Source organism: Bacteroides sp. ET225 (genome assembly GCF_024733745.1).
Classification (GTDB): Bacteria; Bacteroidota; Bacteroidia; order Bacteroidales; family Bacteroidaceae; genus Phocaeicola; species Phocaeicola excrementipullorum.
This window is the reverse complement of the sequence record NZ_JANRHN010000003.1, coordinates 148,767-169,405: the sequence shown is the minus strand read 5'-3', so window position 1 is coordinate 169,405 and position 20,639 is coordinate 148,767. Positions and strand designations below refer to the sequence as shown.

Annotated in this window: 16 protein-coding genes; 13 read left to right on the top strand and 3 right to left on the bottom strand. The window is 50.4% G+C overall.

The annotated features are described in order from the left end of the window. Positions 1-44 precede the first annotated feature (44 nt). From NW212_RS02485 to lysS, 3 genes are read right to left on the bottom strand one after another with little or no spacing between them, the layout of a single operon-like run. A complete protein-coding gene (locus tag NW212_RS02485; protein ID WP_258337063.1) occupies positions 45-1,394 on the bottom strand; it encodes a glucose-6-phosphate isomerase in 1,350 nt (449 codons plus the stop codon). Between the two features lie 11 nt (positions 1,395-1,405). Then, positions 1,406-2,401, bottom strand: a complete 996-nt coding sequence (locus NW212_RS02480) for an NAD(P)H-dependent glycerol-3-phosphate dehydrogenase (RefSeq protein WP_258337062.1) — start codon at positions 2,399-2,401, stop codon at positions 1,406-1,408. Next, the gene (gene lysS, locus NW212_RS02475; protein ID WP_258337061.1) at positions 2,398-4,125 is read right to left on the bottom strand and encodes a lysine--tRNA ligase; all 1,728 of its coding nucleotides are present in this window, start codon (positions 4,123-4,125) and stop codon (positions 2,398-2,400) included. Before lysS ends, NW212_RS02480 begins: the two co-directional genes overlap by 4 nt. A 77-nt stretch (positions 4,126-4,202) precedes the next feature. On the opposite strand from lysS, the gene NW212_RS02470 reads away from it, so the two are divergent. The 13 genes from NW212_RS02470 (at position 4,203) to NW212_RS02410 (ending at position 20,618) form a co-directional block, all read left to right on the top strand. Continuing rightward, positions 4,203-4,556, top strand: coding sequence for a hypothetical protein (locus tag NW212_RS02470; protein WP_258337060.1), 354 nt, complete (start codon positions 4,203-4,205; stop codon positions 4,554-4,556). A 12-nt stretch (positions 4,557-4,568) separates the two neighbouring features. Next, on the top strand, positions 4,569-5,318 hold the full coding sequence (locus NW212_RS02465; RefSeq protein ID WP_258337059.1) for an amidohydrolase: 750 nt from the start codon (positions 4,569-4,571) through the stop codon (positions 5,316-5,318). A gap of 197 nt (positions 5,319-5,515) precedes the next feature. Then, on the top strand, positions 5,516-7,135 hold the full coding sequence (locus NW212_RS02460; RefSeq protein ID WP_258337058.1) for a thiamine pyrophosphate-dependent enzyme: 1,620 nt from the start codon (positions 5,516-5,518) through the stop codon (positions 7,133-7,135). Continuing rightward, positions 7,132-7,719 carry an indolepyruvate oxidoreductase subunit beta gene (locus tag NW212_RS02455; protein WP_258337057.1) on the top strand — a complete coding sequence of 196 codons (588 nt, stop codon included), beginning with the start codon at positions 7,132-7,134 and terminating at the stop codon, positions 7,717-7,719. Before NW212_RS02460 ends, NW212_RS02455 begins: the two co-directional genes overlap by 4 nt. A gap of 4 nt (positions 7,720-7,723) precedes the next feature. Then, complete coding sequence (locus tag NW212_RS02450; protein WP_258337056.1) at positions 7,724-9,049, top strand: pyridoxal phosphate-dependent aminotransferase; 1,326 nt, start codon at positions 7,724-7,726, stop codon at positions 9,047-9,049. 62 nt (positions 9,050-9,111) lie between these two features. After that, positions 9,112-10,413: a phenylacetate--CoA ligase family protein gene (locus NW212_RS02445; RefSeq protein WP_258337055.1), complete on the top strand. Its 1,302-nt coding sequence runs from the start codon at positions 9,112-9,114 to the stop codon at positions 10,411-10,413. Positions 10,414-10,431: 18 nt separating this feature from the next. Then, a complete protein-coding gene (locus NW212_RS02440) occupies positions 10,432-10,848 on the top strand; it encodes an amino acid-binding protein (protein WP_258337054.1) in 417 nt (138 codons plus the stop codon). 218 nt (positions 10,849-11,066) lie between these two features. Beyond that, the gene (locus tag NW212_RS02435; RefSeq protein ID WP_258337053.1) at positions 11,067-12,338 is read left to right on the top strand and encodes a DUF4995 domain-containing protein; all 1,272 of its coding nucleotides are present in this window, start codon (positions 11,067-11,069) and stop codon (positions 12,336-12,338) included. Between the two features lie 106 nt (positions 12,339-12,444). Beyond that, entirely contained in the window at positions 12,445-15,612 is a 3,168-nt protein-coding gene (locus NW212_RS02430; protein ID WP_258337052.1) for a TonB-dependent receptor, read from the top strand. A 12-nt stretch (positions 15,613-15,624) separates the two neighbouring features. Next, positions 15,625-17,346, top strand: a complete 1,722-nt coding sequence (locus NW212_RS02425) for a RagB/SusD family nutrient uptake outer membrane protein (RefSeq protein ID WP_258337051.1) — start codon at positions 15,625-15,627, stop codon at positions 17,344-17,346. Between the two features lie 5 nt (positions 17,347-17,351). Further along, complete coding sequence (locus NW212_RS02420; protein ID WP_258337050.1) at positions 17,352-18,719, top strand: sulfatase; 1,368 nt, start codon at positions 17,352-17,354, stop codon at positions 18,717-18,719. A gap of 41 nt (positions 18,720-18,760) precedes the next feature. Then, positions 18,761-19,522, top strand: coding sequence for a DUF3575 domain-containing protein (locus NW212_RS02415; RefSeq protein WP_375337937.1), 762 nt, complete (start codon positions 18,761-18,763; stop codon positions 19,520-19,522). A gap of 31 nt (positions 19,523-19,553) precedes the next feature. Then, positions 19,554-20,618: a DUF6562 domain-containing protein gene (locus tag NW212_RS02410; RefSeq protein WP_258337049.1), complete on the top strand. Its 1,065-nt coding sequence runs from the start codon at positions 19,554-19,556 to the stop codon at positions 20,616-20,618. Positions 20,619-20,639 lie beyond the last annotated feature (21 nt).

Below are 20,639 nucleotides of genomic sequence, written 5' to 3'. Positions count from 1 at the left end.
AAGATTCCGTGAAGCCCGTGCCTTGACTCTCATTTCAGATCCGGTTATTTCTTCAAGCGAGCTTGAATTGCTTCAGATTCTTTTTCGTAGCCCGGTTTGTTCAGCAGGGCGAACATATTTTTCTTGTATGCTTCTACGCCCGGCTGGTTGAACGGATTCACTTCGAGCAGATAGCCGCTGATGCCGCAAGCCTTTTCGAAGAAATAAATCAGTTCGCCGAGATAGTATTCGTTCAGTGTCGGGACGCTTACATGGAGATTGGGGACACCGCCGTCCACGTGAGCCAGCTGTGTGCCGAGTTCCGCCATCTTGTTTACTTCATCAATCCGTTTGCCGGCAAGGAAGTTCAGTCCGTCGAGGTTTTCCTCATCGCTCGGGAAGTGCAGTTCGTGGTTCGGAGTTTCAATTGAAACAACTGTTTCGAAAATGCTCCGTTCGCCCTGCTGGATCCACTGGCCCATTGAATGGAGGTCGGTGGTGAAGTCTACGGAACTCGGGTAAATGCCCTTGTGGTCTTTTCCTTCTGATTCACCGAACAATTGTTTCCACCATTCCATGAAGTAGTGGAGTTTCGGATGGAAGTTCACCAGAATTTCGATTTTCTTTCCTTCGCGGTAGAGTTCGTTGCGGGTTGCCGCATATAGTGCGGAAGGATTTTCATGCAGATTTCCGTTGGCGCATACCTTTTCCATTTCGCAGGCTCCTGCCACCAGCTTTTCGATATCATATCCTGCCACGGCAATCGGGAGCAGGCCTACCGGAGTCAGTACGGAGAATCGTCCGCCCACGTTGTCGGGGATAATGAACGATGTGTATCCTTCCTTGTCGGCAGTAGTGCGGGCTGCGCCCTTCTTTGCATCAGTAACGGCTACGATTACCTTGCGTGCCGTTTCCTTTCCGCGCTGCTCTTCGCACTGTTTTTTCAGCAGGCGGAAAGCCAGAGCCGTTTCGGTGGTGGTTCCTGACTTGGAAATATTGATTACGCCGAACTTTTTGTCTTTCAGGAAAGTGGTCAGTTCGTAGAGATAGTCTTCGCTGATGTTATGTCCGGCAAAGATGATAGTCGGGTTTCCGGCTTTCTTTTCCTTCAGCCATGCGAAACTGTCTGAGAGCGCTTCGATGACGGCACGTGCTCCCAGATAGCTGCCGCCGATACCTGCCACGACAACCACTTCGCAGTTTTCGCGCAGCGTCTGTGCGGCTGCTTTCAGGTCAGCCAAATGTTCTTTCGTTATGGAAGAAGGCAGATGCAGCCATCCCAGGAAATCATTTCCCAGTCCGGTTCCTTTTTCCAGCGTTTCCATACAAGCTCTTACTTTTTCTTCGTAAGAAGCCAATTTGTCTTTAGCGATGAAGTCTAAAGTTTTTTCGATGTTCAGTTTGATGTTTTCCATAACTGTAAATTTTATCTGAATGAATCAGTTAGTAGTTTTATTTCAATCATGGGTGATATGCGTTCATAGAGAATGTTGTATACAGCATCCACAATCGGCATGTTCACGTGCAAGTGTTTGTTGAGCTCTTTGATGCATTTTGTGCCGTAGTACCCTTCCGCTATCATTTCCATTTCGATCTGCGCGCTTTTCACTGAATATCCCTTTCCGATCATTGTTCCGAACACGCGGTTGCGGCTGAAGTTGGAGTAGGAGGTGACCAGCAGGTCGCCCAGATACGCCGAATCGTTCGTGCAGCGGTCCAGGGGGTGCACTGTATCGAGGAATCGGTTCATTTCCTGCAAGGCGTTTGATACCAGCACGGCCTGGAAGTTGTCGCCGTACTTCAGTCCGCTGCAGATGCCTGCCGCTATGGCGTAGACATTTTTCAGCACCGAGGCGTATTCGATTCCCGCCACGTCCGTGTTGACCGATGTCTTCACGTAATGTCCTGCAAGCTGCCGCGCAAACATTTTGGCCTTTTCGATGTCCTTGCATCCCACCGTGAGGTAGGAAAGCCGTTCGAGCGCAATTTCTTCCGCGTGGCACGGCCCTGCCAGAACGGCGATGTTTTCTTCCGGCACATCATACACTTGATGGAAATAGTCGGAGATGATCATGTTCTCGTCAGGGACGATTCCTTTGATGGCGGTAACTATGAACTTATCCTTGAGCTTGACCTTTAGCTTTTTGAGGTGGCTTTTCAGGTAGGGCGAGGGAGTGACGAATATCAGCGTATCCGATTCCCTCACGATCTTGTTGATGTCCGATGAAAAGTTGATGCACTTGATGTTGAAGCGCACGCTGGTAAGATAAGCCGGATTATGGCCCAGACGCTTGAAATCCTCAATACGGTCGTCACGGCGCATATACCAGTTTATCGATTCGGCTTGGGTCAGTATGATTTTGGCGATTGCCGTGGCCCAGCTTCCTCCCCCCATAATCGCTATTTTCCCGGGCAGTTTCATACTATTCCTTTAATCCAACTGGCTACTTCGTCCACACTGGGGTTCTTCAGTTCGAGTTTGTATTTCTTGTTGATTCCGCAGATGTCCATGTGCACCTTCTGCGGGTTCACGTCTTTCATGTCAGACACCAGGTTGTATCCGGCTTTCTGAATCACCGGCACCCATTCTTCGGGCACTCCCAGTGCCGTGTATTTTGCCGCATTGTCTTTCGGCGTCACCTTTTCGGGGCGCATTTGCGGGAAGAACAGCACTTCCTGAATGAACGTCTTGCCCGTCATGAGCATAACCAGGCGGTCGATTCCTATTCCGATGCCGCTTGTCGGGGGCATGCCGTACTGCAGTGCGCGCAAGAAGTCCTGGTCGATGATCATTGCTTCGTCATCTCCCTTGTCGGCAAGGCGCATCTGCTCCTTGAAGCGTTCTTCCTGGTCTATCGGGTCGTTAAGCTCAGAGTAAGCGTTGGCCAGCTCTTTTCCGTTCACCATCAGTTCGAAGCGTTCTGTCAGTCCCGGCTTCGAGCGGTGCATTTTGGTGAGCGGCGACATCTCTACGGGATAGTCGGTGATGAACGTCGGCTGGATGAACGTGCCTTCGCAGAATTCGCCGAATATTTCGTCGATCAGCTTGCCCTTCCCCATCGTGTCGTCGATTTCCATGTTCAGTTTCCGGCACACTTCGCGTATCTGCGCTTCGTCCATGCCGTTGAGGTCATAGCCTGTCTTCTCTTTGATGGCTTCAAGTATCGGCAGCCGGCGGTAGGGAGCCTTGAAGCTGATGATGTTTCCGTCGATTTCACGTTCGGGCTTGCCGTTGACGGCGATGCACACCGTTTCGAGCAGCTTTTCGGTGAATGACATCATCCAGTTGTAGTCCTTGTACTGCACGTAGAGCTCCATGCAGGTAAATTCCGGATTGTGGTTGCGGTCCATGCCTTCGTTGCGGAAGTTCTTGCCGATTTCGTACACGCCTTCAAATCCGCCCACGATGAGCCGTTTCAGATAAAGCTCTGTGGCTATGCGCAGATACATGTCAGTATCCAGGGCGTTGAAATGCGTGATAAACGGTTTTGCGCTTGCTCCGCCGGCTATGTTCTGCAGCGTGGGCGTTTCCACTTCCGTATAGCCCGCCTCGTCAAGCACACGGCGGATGGTGCGTATCACTGTTGCGCGCTGCAGGAAAATGTCCTTTACGCCGTCGTTCACAATCAGGTCGACATAGCGCTGGCGGTACCGCAGTTCGGGGTCTTCAAACTTGTCGTATGCCACGCCGTCCTTGTACTTCACGATCGGAAGCGGGCGGAGTGACTTCGACAATACGGTCAGCTTCCGGGCGTGGACGGAGATTTCTCCCGTCTGGGTGCGGAACACGAAGCCTTCGATTCCGATGAAGTCGCCCAGGTCCAGCAGGCGTTTGAATACCACATTATACAGATCTTTATTTTCTTCCGGGCAGATATCGTCCCGTGTGATATATACTTGGATGCGTCCTTTTGAGTCCTGCAGTTCAACGAACGATGCTTTTCCCATCACGCGGCGTGACATGATACGTCCGGCTATGGATACCTTGCGCGGTTCGGCATCGTCTTTGAACTCGGCTTTGATGTCTGTTGAAAAAGCGTCGGTTACATACTCGGCGGCGGGGTACGGATCGATTCCCATCGCTCTCAATTCGTTCAGACTGTTGCGTCTGATAATCTCCTGTTCGCTCAGTTCTAATACGTTCATTTGTCAGTATATTAACTCATTTTCGGGACAAAAATAACAAACATTTTGCAATTTATCCCTATCCGTATGCTTCTTTTATGCAAAAACTTTATTTTGAAGGAGAAACCGGAGGGGATGCAGGCCCTGCCTGTCTGTTCTGCGGTATAAAAACCGGAACGGCCTTGCGCAAACTTCAAACGGCATCGTCGTTTATGCAAACCACAGTGTGGTTTATACAAACCGCATCGTGGTTTATACAAACGGCAATGTGGTTTGAAGAATCTTTCCTCTCGTTTCGCTTTTCTGCTGCCGGCAGGAGAAAAGACGGTGCCGCATGGTGTCGGCCTGCGCCGGATGCAGTGATAAATAGGGAGAGAAAAGATGGCAAAGTGAATATTTTGCTTCATATATTGGGTTATAATTATTATTTTGTTACCTTTGGGCGTTTCTAAAATATGAAAAGCATGAAAGTAATCATACTGCAGACTGATATTTGCTGGGCCGATCCGGAGGAGAATCTGAAGCGGGCGGACAAGATGATGGACGCTTGTCCGGGGGCTGACCTGTATGTTCTGCCCGAAATGTTTTCGACAGGGTTCTGCACCCGGCCCGAAGGCGTGGCCGAGCCGGCGGGGCATGGAAGCCTCGAATGGATGAAGCGGAAGGCGGCTGCCGGAAACTGTGCCGTTGCCGGAAGCATCGCCACGGAAGATGGCGGAAAATACTACAACCGTTTTTATTTTGTCTGTCCTGACGGGACGGTGACATGGTACGACAAGAAGCATCTGTTCACTTATGGCGGAGAGCATAAGCGCTATACGCCGGGCAATGAGCGGGTGATTGTCGCTTTCCGGGGCGTGCGCTTCCTTCTGCAGGTGTGCTACGACTTGCGCTTTCCCGTCTGGTCGCGCAACCGGAAGGATTATGATGCCATCCTTTATGTGGCAAGCTGGCCTGCTCCTCGGGTGGATGCGTGGAAAACTTTGCTTCGCGCCCGCGCCATCGAAAACCAGTGCTATGTAGTTGCCGTGAACCGGGTTGGAAAGGACCCCGAATGCGATTATTGCGGAGGAAGTGCGGTAATCGATCCGTATGGTCATACGCTGGCGGCCTGTGAGGACGGAAAGGCGGAATGTGCCGGGGCGGAGATCGATATGGAACAGCTTGAGGCGTTCCGCAAGAAGTTCCCCGTGCTGGATGATGCCGACGTGTAGGGAAGCTGTGTCAAAATGAAAGGCCGTTTTTATTTTCATTCTGAGCAAATATGGGATGATTTCATTATATATAGTCTGCATCCGGGTGAGGAATTGCCTGCCCCTGCAATGGGGGGATTGCGGATTTTCAAGTAAATTTAAATATGAAGTTTAACTCGGGAAGCCTTCTTTCGGAGGAGGTTTGGAGGAGCTAAAATATGGAAAACAACGATAAACTTTTGTTATTGGGCGACCAGGCGATAGCCTTGGGAGCCATTCATGCAGGGATTTCCGGTGTCTACGCTTATCCGGGAACTCCCTCTACCGAGATTACCGAATATATACAGGATTCACCCTTGGCGAAGTCGAGAGGCCTGCACAGCAGTTGGTGTACGAACGAGAAAACGGCAATGGAGGCCGCATTGGGCGTTTCGTATGTGGGAAAACGCGCGCTGGTATGCATGAAGCATGTGGGCATGAACGTGTGTGCCGATGCCTTTGTCAATTCAGGCATTACGGGTGTTAACGGAGGAATTGTGGTATTGGCGGCAGACGACCCCAGCATGCATTCTTCGCAAAATGAACAGGATTCGCGCTTCTACGGCAAGTTTGCGATGATTCCTGTCCTTGAACCTTCGTCGCAGCAGGAGGCGTATGACATGATGGAGTACGCATACAGTCTGTCGGAAGAAGAAAGGCTGCCTGTGCTGATGCGTATCACAACCCGTATGGCCCATTCGAGAGCCGCTGTAAAGGTGAAGGAAAAGTTTTTGGACGTAACCTGCACGGGCAAAGAATCCGTGCCTTCCGACTGGGTCCTGTTGCCGGGCAATGCACGCCGCCGTTATCTTGAGGTGATTGCAGAGCAGTCCCGCCTGCTGGACCTTTCGGAAACTTCGCCTTTCAATGAAGCCGCATTCAAGGAAGGCATGTCTGAAAAAGGGATTGTGGCTTGCGGCATAGGATATAATTATGTAATGGAGAATTATCCGGACGGATGTCCCTATCCGGTTATCAAGATTTCGCAGTATCCTCTTCCGGCAGATCTGCTTACACGTCTGGCAGGCTCTTGCCGGGAGATGCTGGTGGTTGAAGACGGTCAGCCGTTCGTAGAGGAACAGTTGAAGGGGCTGCTTCCTTCGCAGTATGTTGTGAAAGGGCGCTTGAGCGGCGATCTGCCCCGGACGGGCGAACTGACCCCCGACAATGTGAAGGCTGCGTTGGGCATTCCGGGAGGCCAGGTCTATCCGAAGGCGCAGCATGTTGTTCCCCGTCCGCCTGCCTTGTGTGTGGGATGCGGACACCGCGACGTGTATGACGCGCTGAATCGGGTGGCTGCGGAGTATCCCGGAGCGAAGATCTTCGGCGATATCGGTTGCTATACGCTGGGCGCTCTGCCTCCTTTCCGGGCATTGAGCAGTTGCGTGGATATGGGAGCGTCCATCACGATGGCGAAAGGAGCCGCCGATGCCGGCCAGTTTCCTTCCATTGCGGTTATCGGGGATTCCACCTTTACGCATTCGGGCATGACCGGCCTGCTGGATGCCGTGAACGACAAGGCGAACATAACGGTGATTATCTCGGACAATCTGACAACGGCTATGACGGGAGGGCAGGATTCTGCCGGAACCAACAAGTTCGAAGCCATTTGTCTGGGGCTGGGCGTAGAGCCGGAACATGTGCGTGTGGTGGTTCCGCTGCCTAAAAACATGGAAGAGATTACCCGTGTCATCCGCGAGGAAATTGAATACGACGGAGTGTCCGTCATCATTCCCCGCCGCGAGTGTATACAGACATTGAACCGTAAGTTGAAAAAGAAAAGAGCTGAGAAAAAATGAAAACAGACATTATACTTTCTGGAGTAGGAGGACAGGGAATCTTGTCTATCGCTACCATAATCGGTGAGGCCGCCACCCGTATGGGACTGGCGCTGAAGCAGGCCGAGGTGCACGGGATGAGCCAGCGGGGCGGGGACGTGCAGTCGAATCTTCGTTTGTCGGACAGGCCCATCGCTTCCGACCTGATCGCACTCGGAACAGCCGACATGATCATTTCGCTGGAGCCGATGGAGGCTTTGCGCTATTTGCCTTATCTTTCCGAAAGCGGATGGATCATCACTTCGTCTGCTCCGTTCAAGAATATCCCCAACTATCCCGATGAACAGGCGTTGGCGGAAGAGCTGAAGGCCCAGCCTCACATTGTGTCGCTTGACGTGGAACAGCTTGCCCGGGAGAACCAGATGCAGAAGTCGGCCAATGTGATTCTGCTGGGTGCGGCAGCTTCTTTCCTGAAGATTCTTGATGCGGCCACCTTGCGCGAAAGCGTGGGGCGGATATTTGCTTCGAAAGGAGAAGAAGTGGTCAGCATGAACTGTCGCGCTTTTGATATCGGTCACGAATACGTGAAAAATCTAAAACTTTGAGCTTATGAGTCGGGTGTTCAGTGAAGAACTGGTGTCGCAGGTGGCGCGCGAGATGAAAGTAGCCGACTTGCAGAATGCCACCATCGGCGATGTGCTGCTGGTGGCTTCCCGGCTGGAAGAATTGACGGGAATCCCTTTTATCCGCATGGATCAGGGCTCGCCCGGCCTTCCTGCAAACAAAGTGGGGATTGAAGCCGAAAAGAAAGCCCTCGATGCAGGCTTGGGCGCCCAGTATCCGGCTGCGGCCGGAGTGCCTGAGCTGAAGGATGCCGCTTCGCGCTTTATCAAGGCTTTTATCGATATCGACATATCCCCGCGGGCGTGTGTGCCTACAACGGGGTCGGTGGCAGCTTCGTTCGGAGCGTTCATTGCATGCACCCAGCGCTTGCCGGGAAAGAACAAAGTGCTTTTCATTGATCCGGGCTTTCCCATCCAGAAATCGCAGTTGCGCATATTGGGCGTAGAGTGGGAGTTTTTTGACATCCACGATTTCCGGGGAAAGCCTCTTCGGGAGAAGCTGGAGAGCTATTTGTCGAAAGGCGATATCGCCGCCGTTGTGTATTCCAATCCCAACAATCCGGCATGGATTTGTCTGGAAGAAGAGGAACTGGAGATTATCGGCGAGCTTGCAACCCGGTATGATGTCGTGGTGCTGGAGGATCAGGCTTATTTCTGCATGGACTTCCGTCACCGTTATGGCCGTCCTTTCCAGCCGCCTTTTGTGCCGACCGTGGCCCGTTATACCGACAATTACATTTTGATGCTTTCCGCCTCGAAGATATTCAGCTACGCCGGACAGCGCATCGCTTTGGCATGTATATCCGACAAGCTTTTCGACAGGCAGTATCCTGCACTTGCCAGGAGGTATGAAGACTCAGGCGTATTCGGCCCTACGTTTATCGCTTCCATTATGTATATGATCACTTCCGGCTGTACGGCAACCACGCAGTATGGAATGGCGGAAATGCTGAACCGTTCGGTATCGGGTGAAATCAATTTTGTGGAGGATGTGCGCGAATACGAACGCCGTGCCCGCCGCATGAAGCGGATTTTTACGGACAACGGCTTCACTATCGTGTACGACCGTGACGTTACACGGGAAGTGGGCGACGGTTTCTTCTTTACGCTCGGCTATTCCGGCATGACGGGCGGACAGCTGCTGCTTGAACTGATGTATTATGGGGTGAGCAGCATTTCACTGTCTACAACCGGAAGCGATCAGGAAGGTGTGCGTGCCTGCACTTCACGTATGCGCGAAGAGCTTTATCCTGTGCTGGAAGAACGCATGAAAGCTTTCCGTGAGGACCATAAAGCCATTGGAAAAGAATGACGGATAGTGATATGAAAAAAGTGTCGGCTCTGAGAGCCTTAACCGATTAATGACTCTTTCAGATGATTTGGAATCCTACAAAAGAATGCATGCCGCGCGAACAGTTGCGCGAGCTGCAAGGCAAACGGTTGCAGAAACTTGTTGCATATGTTTACCATAATGTGCCGTTCTATCGGCACAAGATGCAGGAAATGGATTTGATGCCCGAGGATATCCGGGGCATTGATGATATAGTGAAACTTCCTTTTACTACCAAGCAGGACCTGCGTGACAACTATCCTTACGGACTGATGGCCGCTCCGAAATCAGAAGTGGTCAGAGTTCATGCTTCATCGGGAACGACCGGCAATCCGACCATTGTCGGTTATACGCGGAAAGACCTTGCCGTGTGGTCGGAGGTGATGTCGCGCTGCCTGTCAGCATACGGCGTGACGCGCGACGATACGTTTTCTGTCAGTTACGGATACGGACTCTTCACCGGCGGCTTGGGAGCCCATTACGGGGTGGAGAATCTGGGAGCGACGGTGATACCGGCTTCCACGGGAAACACCGAAAAGCATGTCCGCCTGATACGTGACTTGAGAATAACCGGCATTGCCTGTACGCCTTCATATGCGCTGTATCTGGCTGAGGTGGTGGAGCGTATGGGAATAAAGAAAGAAGAACTTGGACTGAGAATAGGCGCGTTCGGCGCAGAGCCGTGGACGGAGCACATGCGTCAGGAAATACAGGAACGGCTGGGCCTGAAAGGATACAATATCTACGGCCTGAGCGAGATCATGGGGCCGGGCGTGTCGTTCGAGTGTCAGGAGCAGCATGGCTCGCATATCAATGAAGACCATTTTTATCCTGAGATCATCGATCCGGTCACTTTGGAACCGTTGCCGGCGGGACAGCAGGGAGAACTGGTTTTCACAACCCTTACAAAAGAAGGCATGCCTCTGCTCCGTTACCGTACCAAAGACTTGACTTCGCTTATGCCGGGCGAATGTCCTTGCGGCCGCACCAGCGTGCGTATGACTCCGATTATGGGACGGAGCGACGATATGTTGATTATCCGCGGAATCAATGTGTTCCCGTCACAGGTGGAAAGCGTGATACTGAGCATGAAGGAATTTGAACCGCGGTATATGCTGGTGGTCGACCGTGTAAACAATCTGGATACGCTGCAGGTCCAGGTAGAGGTCCGCCGCGATTATTTCAATGACGACATCGGGGCTATGCTGAACCTGAAGAAGGCTTTGTATGACAAACTGAAAAGCGTGCTGTCCATCAGCGCGGACGTGAAGCTGATGGAGCCCAACAGCATTGCCCGAAGCCAGGGAAAGTCGCAGCGTGTCATTGACAAGCGTGTATTAGTGTAAAATTAAAAAAGAGGAATCATGACGATAAAGCAATTGTCGGTCTTTCTTGAAAACAAGACCGGAAGAATAAATGAAGTGGTAAGGACATTGGGCGCGAACGGAATCAACATGCATGCGTTCAGTATGGCGGAAACAGCCGATTTCGGGATTCTCCGACTGATTGTATCTGATGTGGAGAAAGCTGTAGAAGTGCTTCGGGCTCATGATTTTGCGGTAATGTCGACTGATGTCGTTTGTTTGAGTTGTGAGAACGAACCCGGATCGCTTGCCGTCATTCTGGAATATTTGGCCAAGGAGCAGATATTCATTGAATATATGTATGCGTTTGCCCAGGACAGCAAAGCGCATGTGGTGATCAAGCCTAACGATTTGAAACGTTGCATGGAAGTGCTTGAGGCACATCAGTGCCATATCCTTGCACAGGGAGAGTTGTAAGTTTGATTCATATAGTCTGCGATAAAAACAGGCGGTTGCTTCAGTCAGGGCAGCCGCCTGTTTCCGTTTGGTGCGGCTTGTTTTTGTTTCACTTTTCAACGTCAGTGAAAGATCTTTCAACACAGATAAAGCCGGAAACGGTGTTTCTTCTTTAGTTTTGCGACCGGAAGAAACACCGTTTCCGACTTTTATTTATGTATAATTAATATAAGAATGCCATGAAAAGTAAATTGATCTTGTGTGCTGCCGTTGGGTTTGCACTTGTTTCTTGCCGGCAGGCAGTAAAAGAAAACAGTCCGTGGATTGATCATGCGCTGGATGTTGCATTGTATCAGGCGAAAGAAATGTCTGCGTTGATGACCGATTCGCTGGACAGAATGCCCCGTACGCTTTATACGGGTTATAATATGGACTTTCTGGTGGAACAGATGGAATGTGACTCCACAGTGTTTATGGATTCGCTGGTGGCGAACCCGCCTGCAAGTGAAATAGGCAAGTTGCGTACGTGCAACTTGTATGACTGGACAAGCGGATTTTTTCCCGGCACATTGTGGTACCTTTACGAGCTGACGGGGAATGACACCATCAGACAGGAAGCTGTCCGCTATACCAACCGCATGTATCCCATCCGCAAGGTAAATGACAATCATGACATCGGTTTCATGATGAACTGCAGTTATGGCAATGCACTCCGTTTGGATGCGAACGACACGATCAAAGCGGTTCTGATTGAAACGGCCGACAATCTCTGTTCGCGTTTCAATGCCCGTATCGGATGTATCCGTTCGTGGGATTTCGGTCCTTGGAACTATCCGGTAATTATCGACAACATGATGAATCTGGAACTGCTTTTTAATGTAGGGAAGTTGACTGGCGATCCGAAATATAAGCAGATAGCTGTGCAGCATGCAAAGACTACAATGAAGAATCATTTCCGTCCTGATTTCACATCATGGCATGTGGTGAGCTACAACAATGACGGTTCGGTAGAGAAGAAGCAGACGCACCAGGGAAAGAATGATGATTCGTCGTGGTCAAGAGGGCAAAGCTGGGCTGTATATGGATATACGCTCTGCTATCGGGAAACCCGGGACAGTCTGTTCCTTCGTCATGCGGTCAATGTTGCTGATATGATTATGAAGCGCAATGTGGCGGCAGACAAGATACCTTATTGGGATTTTGACGCTCCGGTGAAGGAAGACACGCCGCGTGACGCTTCGGCAGCTGCGGTTATAGCTTCCGCTTTTCTGGAATTGAGCACGTTTGTTCCGGATGGACAGAAATATTTTGACTATGCGGAATCGATTCTGAAAACACTTTCGAGCGACGCTTATCTGGCTGGAAAGGGAAAGAACGGATTCTTTATTCTTATGCATTCTACCGGTTCGTTGCCGCACGGTTCTGAAATTGACGCTCCGTTGAATTATGCGGATTATTACTATCTGGAAGGTCTGAAACGCTATGTTGACCTGAAAAAGCAATCCAACTGAAAGAAGATAAAACAGAATCGAAAGAAGATAAGACAGATTTGAAAGCCTGTCCTTTCAAATCTGCCTATCTTCGCTATCGGTAACAAATGACTGAGAATGATATATTATGAAAAATGTGAAGTTTCTATTAGCACTTTTGATCTGCTTTTTCGGATGCTCGGCAGTTTCGGCACAGACGCTGACGGTGACCGGTAAGGTTCTCGACAATGACGGACTGGAAGCAATCGGAGCGACTGTCCGCATCAAGGGCAATCCGAAAGTGGGCACGATTACTGACCTTGATGGAAAGTACTCCATCCAGGCAAAACCGAAGGACATACTGGTTTTCTCTTATATCGGAATGGCTACGCAGGAGGTTCCGGTAAAAGGGAAAAAGGTAATAGATGTGCAGTTGAAGCAGGATAACAAGGTGTTGGATGAAGTGGTGGTTGTCGGATACGGTACAACCCGAAGAGGGGACTTGACTGGTTCTGTCGTTTCTGTCAGGAGCGACGACCTGATGAAGACCCCGACATCCAACGTAGCCTCTGCCCTTGCCGGACGTGTGGCTGGTGTGCAGGTCACGCAGGCTGAAGGCGGTCCCGGTGCCGGCATCTCCATCCGTGTGCGTGGAGGTATGTCCATTACGCAGAGCAACGAGCCTCTTTACATCATCGACGGTTTTCCGAGCGAAGACGGTATTTCAGACCTCGACCCGGGTGAAATCGCTTCCATCGACATTTTGAAGGATGCTTCCGCTACCGCCATTTACGGTGCGCGCGGTGCGAACGGTGTTGTGGTGGTCACGACCAAGGGAGGTGAGAAGAAGGACACGAAGATGTCTGTCAGCTTCGATGCCTATGTAGGCGTGTCCAAGATAGCGAGCAAGCTTCCGGTGTTGTCTTCTGAAGAATACGCTCTGCTTGACTACGAGCGGAATGTTTACCTTTACGGTGATGAGGGGATAACCCGTTTTCAGAATACTTACGGTTCGTTTCATGAGATCCATCAGAATTATGCGAATCGCGGAATCGACTGGCAGGATGAAACGTTGGGACGCACCACAACCAGCCAGAACTACCGTGTGAACATATCCGGAGGCGGACGTGAACTGAACTACAACTTGAATTATGCCTACTATAAGGAATTGGGTGCAATGGTGTACAGCGGAACTGACCGCCATAACATTTCCTTGAGCTTCTCTCAGCGGGGGGATAAGCGCCTTTCAGTGAACGGGCGTGTCACCTTCTCCCAGACAAATGTAAGCGGCATGGGAACGTCTGACGGGAATACTCGCTTCAACAAGATGGAGAGCATTCTCCAGTACCCTCCCATCGCCGGAATCTATTCGACGGAAGACGAACTGATAGCAGGCGAGAATCCGCTTTATGAGGATGACGCGTCAAACACGATGCAGAATCCGCTGATTGAGGCGGCGCAGAGCAGGGACGACCGCACGACGCGCGTTTTCCAGGCAAACGGAGGACTTACTTTCCGCTTTAACAAACGCTGGTTTCTGCGCAGTACGTTGGGAACACGTTATCAGAACCTGAGGAGAGATGTATTCTATGGCGAACTTACATCTACAGCCAAACGTTCCAGCATCAACGGGTATGTGCAGTATTCGGAGAGCGGAAGTTTTCAGGCTTCAAATGTTCTGAACTATGAATACAAGTCGAAGACAAACCGTCTGACCCTTATGTTCGGTCAGGAATGGGTTTCCCGCTGGTCGCAGTGGATCCGTTCGAGAGCGACTAATTTCCCAAACAATGACATCGGATTAGGCGATATGAATCTGGGTACACCGGGATCGATCACTTCAGAAGAGAATTATGACGACAAGCTGCTTTCTTTCTTCTCGCGTGCCAACTGGAACTTCAAGGAACGTTTTCTGGTAACCGCGACAATCCGTGCCGACGGTTCTTCCAAGTTCGCGCGGAATCACAAATGGGGATTCTTCCCTTCCATATCCGGTGCATGGCGCTTGAGCGAAGAAGAGTTTATCAAGAAGCTGGATGTATTTTCTGACTTGAAACTGCGTGCCGGTTACGGTTTGGCAGGAAACAACCGTATCGGAAGTTATTCTTCATTGGATTTGCTGGAGTCCGCCACTTATCCGAGCGGTGAAACTGTTTCTCCGGGATATGCCCGTTCGGGAATCCCTAGCACTGAACTGCAGTGGGAGTCTAACAAGACGCTGAACGTCGGTATAGACATGGGATTCTGGGGACAGCGTCTGACCATTACCCCGGAATTTTATCTGAACAAGAGTTCGCACCTGCTGCTGAACTCTAAAGTGCCTACTTCTTCAGGCTATTCCACTATGATCCGCAACATCGGCAAAACGCGCAACATCGGTTTTGACCTGGGCATTTCATCTGTGAATATCGAGTCGAAAGGGTTTACGTGGACAACGGACTTCAACTTGTCATTCAACAAGAACCGTATTGAAGCATTGTCTGGTGAAAGCTACTTCCTTGAAGAAGCTGCGTTCGGATACAGTCAGAATACGCACAAGATCGAAGTGGGCAAACCCATCGGACAGTTCTACGGATTCAAGACGCTGGGACTTTATCAGGTGGATGACTTCGATTACGATGCCGCTACACAGACTTATACGCTCAAGGATGGAATACCGGGACGTTCTGACTCGGAAGTACAGCCTGGTTCATGGAAATTTGCGGACATCAATAACGACGGGATCGTGGACGACAATGACCGTACCGTAATCGGAAATGCTAATCCCGACTTTTATGGAGGTATAACCAACAACTTCACTTATAAAGGTTTCGACCTGAGCGTGTTCTTTACCTTCAGTTACGGGGCGGAAGTGCTGAATGCCACGAAGCTGAGCAATACGAAGACGGGAAACACAAACAAGAACGTGCTGGACATAGCCAACAGCTCGAACCGCTGGATGACCGTCAATGCGGATGGAGAAACAGTGACTGATCCGGCTGAGCTGAGTGCGCTCAATGCAGGCAAGTCTGTGGCTTACATCGGCGATCAGGAGCAAGGAGATTATTTGATTCATTCATGGGCGGTGGAAGACGCTTCCTATCTTCGTTTGAGCAATCTCACGTTGGGATATACATTTCCTGCGGCATGGACAAGGAAGATGAATGTGCGCAAGGCGAGAGTGTACTTCACCGGAAGCAATCTCTTCGTGTGGACTCCTTATACCGGCTTTGATCCGGAAGTTTCTACCAAAGGCAACAACCTGACTCCGGGAGTGGACTTCGGTGCTTATCCGCGCAACCGTTCTTTTGTATTCGGATTGAATTTAACTTTCTAATGGATCAGTATTATGAAATATTTGAAAAATATAGTGGTGCTTATGGCTGGATGTATGTCGCTTGTATCTTGTGAAGACAAGCTGACGGAAAAGCCGAACTCATATTATACGGAAGACGAATTCTTCTCTGATCCCGACAATGTAGAGATGGGCATATTGGGTATATATAACGTATTGCCTTCATTGTATGGTGATTATGCTATGGCTTTCTTTGCTTCTGATGATACGTGGTATGCCAGTACAGGTAACTCTGACAGTGGAAGGCGCGATATTTCCGCCTATACGATAACTACCTCCAACAGGTATGTGGAGAATGCGTGGACATACACCTATCAGGGACTTGAGCGTGCAAATTATATGATTGCCGGAATCGAGGCGATGGACGAATATGAAAGCAATGAAAACCTTCATGAACTGGTTGCGGAAGCCAAGTTCCTGCGTGCGCTGTTTTCTTTCAATCTGGTGCTTTATTGGGGAGATGTGCCTTATAAGACTACTCCGACCAATTCTTATGAGGAAGCGTATTTGCCCCGTACTTCTCGCGAGGACATTTATGACCAGATTATAGAGGATTTGACCGATGCGGAAGAAGGTATGGACTGGGCCACTTCAAGCAGTTCTCCCGAAAGGGCAACACAAGCTTCTGCGCGTGCGTTGAAGATGCGTGTGCTCTTGCAGCGTGCCGGTTACAGCTTGCAGATGGACGGAACGTTGCAGCGTCCCGAAGATAATCTGCGCCAGGAGTATTTTACCGCCGTTACGGAAGAATGGGAAGCTTTTGAAGCAAACGGTTATCACGAACTTTATACTACCGATAACGGAGTTTCCAACGGGTTTGATGACGACCATACGATTGGAAACTATGAAGCATTGTTCCGGACGTTCTCTTATGGAACGCTCAATTCCAGGGAAAGTCTTTTTGAAGTAGCCTTCTATACAGTGGACGGAAGTACGGGTGCCAGAGGCTATTGGGGTACTTATAACGGTCCGCGTGTGGATGCGCCGGGAATCAATACGACGGAAACAAGTGACTTTATGGGACGTGCCAATGCGATGTACCGTGTGGTTCCTGAATGGAGGGACTTCTTTGAAGAAGGTGATAACCGCCGCGATGTAATGGTATGTACTTATAATTACACGTGGGACAGTGATGTCTACAATCATGTGAAGGAGGAAGTAACGGACGTGCGCAGTTGGTATCCCGGCAAATGGCGCCGTGAATGGATGCCGATAGGATACAAGGAGCCGAACATAACCGATGTCAACTATTGCATGTTGCGCTATGCTGATGTGGTATTGATGGCTGCAGAGGCATATAATGAATTGGGAGAAACTTCTACGGCATGGACTTTGCTGAACCGGGTGCGTGAGCGTGCGCAGGCAACGCAGGTCAATTCATTGCAGGAATACCGCAATTGCCAGCCTAACTTGTTGGAGCTTCCTTTCTTCAATGGAGGTACGGCACAAGATGATTTTCGTGCAGCCCTTTATTGGGAACGCGCTTTTGAACTGGCCTTCGAGGGTATGCGCAAGTATGACTTGATTCGTTGGGGCATCTTGGAAGAGGCGTTGGTGATGACGGGAAACAATACGCATGCGAACACGGCAGGAACGAACAGGCCTTACGTAGCCGGCGACAATTTCCAGACTGGCAAGCATGAGCTTTTCCCGATTCCGTTGGATGAGATACAGGCTAATCCCTTGCTTGAAAATAAAAATAACCCTAATTACTGAAAAACATGAAAAGGAATTTGACATCCGCGTTGTTTTGCAGTGCGCTTGTGCCGATGGCTGCAATGGCTCAGGATCGTCCGAACATTATTTATATAATGACGGACCAGCAGTCGGCCACGGCTATGAGCTGCGCGGGCAATACAGACTTGCGGACACCTAACATGGACAGGCTTGCCGCACATGGGGTGCGTTTCGAGAATGCCTATTGTTCGATGCCTTTGAGCGGTCCGTCGCGTTCGTCCATGTTCACCGGCTATATGCCGGGTATGGTGGGATTATGTGCAAACGGCACTCCGCTTCCCGATTCGCTGCGCACGCAGACCTTGGGTACGCTGATGAGCGAGGCAGGATATAACTGCGCGTACGCCGGGAAATGGCACGTGCATACCAATTCCCTTCCGTCGGAACACGCCTTCGGATTCGAGCGTCTGCATGAGCATAATGATTATGGACTTGCGGAAGCGTGCGTGGAATTCCTGCGCCGCAAACAGGACAAGCCATTTTTCCTTGTGGCTTCGTTTGACAATCCCCACAACATCTGTGAGTATGCGCGCAAGCAGAAAATGCCTTACGCTGCGATTGAAGAGCCGGCTGACATAGAGGATTGTCCGAGTCTTCCGGCCAATTATGCAGTTGCTCCCTACGATGCCGACGCGCTGGCGTTCGAGAAATCGTTGAAATACCGCCTCCATCCGACACGGAGCTATACGCCCGACGACTGGCGGCATTACCGCAATGCCTACTGTCGTCTGGTGGAAACGGTGGATGCGGAAATCGGAAAGATTGTAGACGAGATAGACCGTCAGAATCTTTGGAAGAATACGGTTGTCATTTTCGCAAGCGATCATGGGGACGGACAAGGCGCGCACCAGTGGAACCAGAAGACGGCGCTTTATGAAGAGGTGGCGAATGTGCCGTTCATTGTCTGCCTTCCCGGAGGAAAGAATGCCGGAAAGGTGCTTCCCCAGCTGGTGAATGCTGGAGTGGACCTTATGCCGAGCGTATGCGACTGGGGCGGAGCGAAAGTTCCTGCCGGACGGAAGGGAGTGAGCATCCGTCCGATAGTAGAGAAAGGTGACGCAGCGGCTCTCGGACAGCTATATATCGTGAGCGAAACGGCTTTCACCGAAACCGGAGGAGGAACTGTCGGATGGATGGTGCGTACGGCAGACTATAAATATGTATTGTACAATATGGGGCTTTATCGCGAACAGCTTTTCGACATGAAATCCGACCGTGGAGAAATGCGCAACCTGGCTGTAGAGCAGAAATACAGAGATGTAGTGAAGCAACACCGTGCTTTGCTGGAAGAGTGGATGAAGAATCATCCTGTAAACGGAAAGACTCCTGATTTGCGGTATATACCGGAATGAAAACAAAGTGAAAAAGAATGTATAGAAAACAATCAAGCATTATGAAAAGGAAATATATGATAGTCGGTCTGCTTTTGTGCATGTCTTTCTTCGGTGGGACAATTCTGGCAGAATCTCTGCCTTCGGCCGGCAGCTCGGAAAACGGGACTGAATCATTGCAGGTACCTCATAAACCGAAAGGTACGAAGACAAGGCTGGGTGCCCAGGCACAGGGAGGACGTCCGGCAGAAAAGAAAGTGGAAACGACAAAGCCTCAAACAGGCAAGAAGGGCGGCGAAGTCAGAAAGGCCGTTAAGAAACAAACATTCGACCCGTCTTCACGTTATGTGGCGGTCAAGACAAATGCGGTTTATTGGGCAGGAGCGATCATGAACCTTTCTGCCGAAGTGCAGCTTCATGAGCATGTGTCTTTGGAGCTTCCTTTCAACTGGAGCCTTTGGGATATTGAGCAGGAGCACGGCGTTCGTCTGGTGCTTTTCCAGCCCGAAGCCCGCTGGTGGATGAAAGGTGTGGGCAAAGGACATTTCGTTGGTGTTCATGCTCATGTCGGTGCATTCAATGTGAAATGGAAAGACGACCGTTTTCAGTCTACGGAGCGTCCGGTGCTGGGAGCCGGCTTCACTTACGGTTATTCGCTTCCTTTTTCCGAGCATTGGGGAGCAGAGTTCCTTATTGGAGCAGGGTACGCCAATATGAAATATAATCAGTATTACAATATCGACAACGGTGCGCAGATAGGAAAGAAGTCCTATAACTATTGGGGAATTACCCGTATTGGCGCGTCATTGGTTTATCGTTTCTAAGAAAGAAGAATAAAGTATCATGAAAAAGATTATGACATATAAGAACAAACTTGCGCGGTGGAGCATGATGGCATTGCTTCCCGTGCTGGCGACCGGTTGTCTTTCGGAATTTCCGGAAGAAACGGCTGACGGTGAAGTGGGAGTTGACCCTACATCGGTTACTGTGGAAGCGGAAATTTCGCTGGACCTGAACCTTCCCGATTCGGAGGATGCGAGCGTAAACAATCTGTATGTGAATGCGGCCAATTATCCGGATGCGCTTCACCGAATTACCATAGCGGCATACGAAGGCACTGCTTTGGCAGAACGGGTTGTCGTTTATGAAGATCTTCCGCTCACTAACCGTTTTCAGACGAGAGTGTCCGTTCCCTTGCATGCACGCGACTACCGCCTGGCGGTATGGGTGGATTATTACGGGGATTTTGATACCGATGAAATTGCGGAAACGGATTCCTGCTACAATACATTTGATTTCACCACTGTGATGAAGCCGAAAAGCAAAAGCTATGTCGGAAACAACCGTTTCGAGGATGCGTTCTACGGGTGTCAGGACCTGGATCTGACACGTTATCGTGACGAGTGGGGTGCGAAAGTGCCGGTAAGCATGGAACTGGCGCGTCCCGCAGGCCGTTTTGAACTGGTGGCGACAGACGTGGCCGATTTTCTGGCTTTGGAAAATGTGGCTTCTGTCACCGATCCTGAAGGCGGCTCGGCATTCCGCGTATACCTTGATTATGACGGAAGCATGCCGGTCGGTTATGATGTGCTGTCTGATGTGACCCGCCATGCTTTCGACGGAATGTCTTTCAATGCCTCACTCAGAAAAACAGCTTTGGAGAATGCAGGAGGCGAATATTCGCTGCTGTTCGACTATATTCTTATCGATCCGGACGAAACCTTTTCTGTTCCTGTGACATTGAGGGTAGTGAATGCCGAAGATACGAATGTGGAATATGCCAGATATTCATTCCGCCTTCAGTGCAAGCGTGGAGTGAACACTGTAATTCGTGCTCCTTTCCTGACTACGGATCCGAATGGCGGCATTGGGTTTGATCCGGATTTCGATGATGAAATAGATGTGGATCTGGACAATTGATAATCTGTTAAATGAGATTGC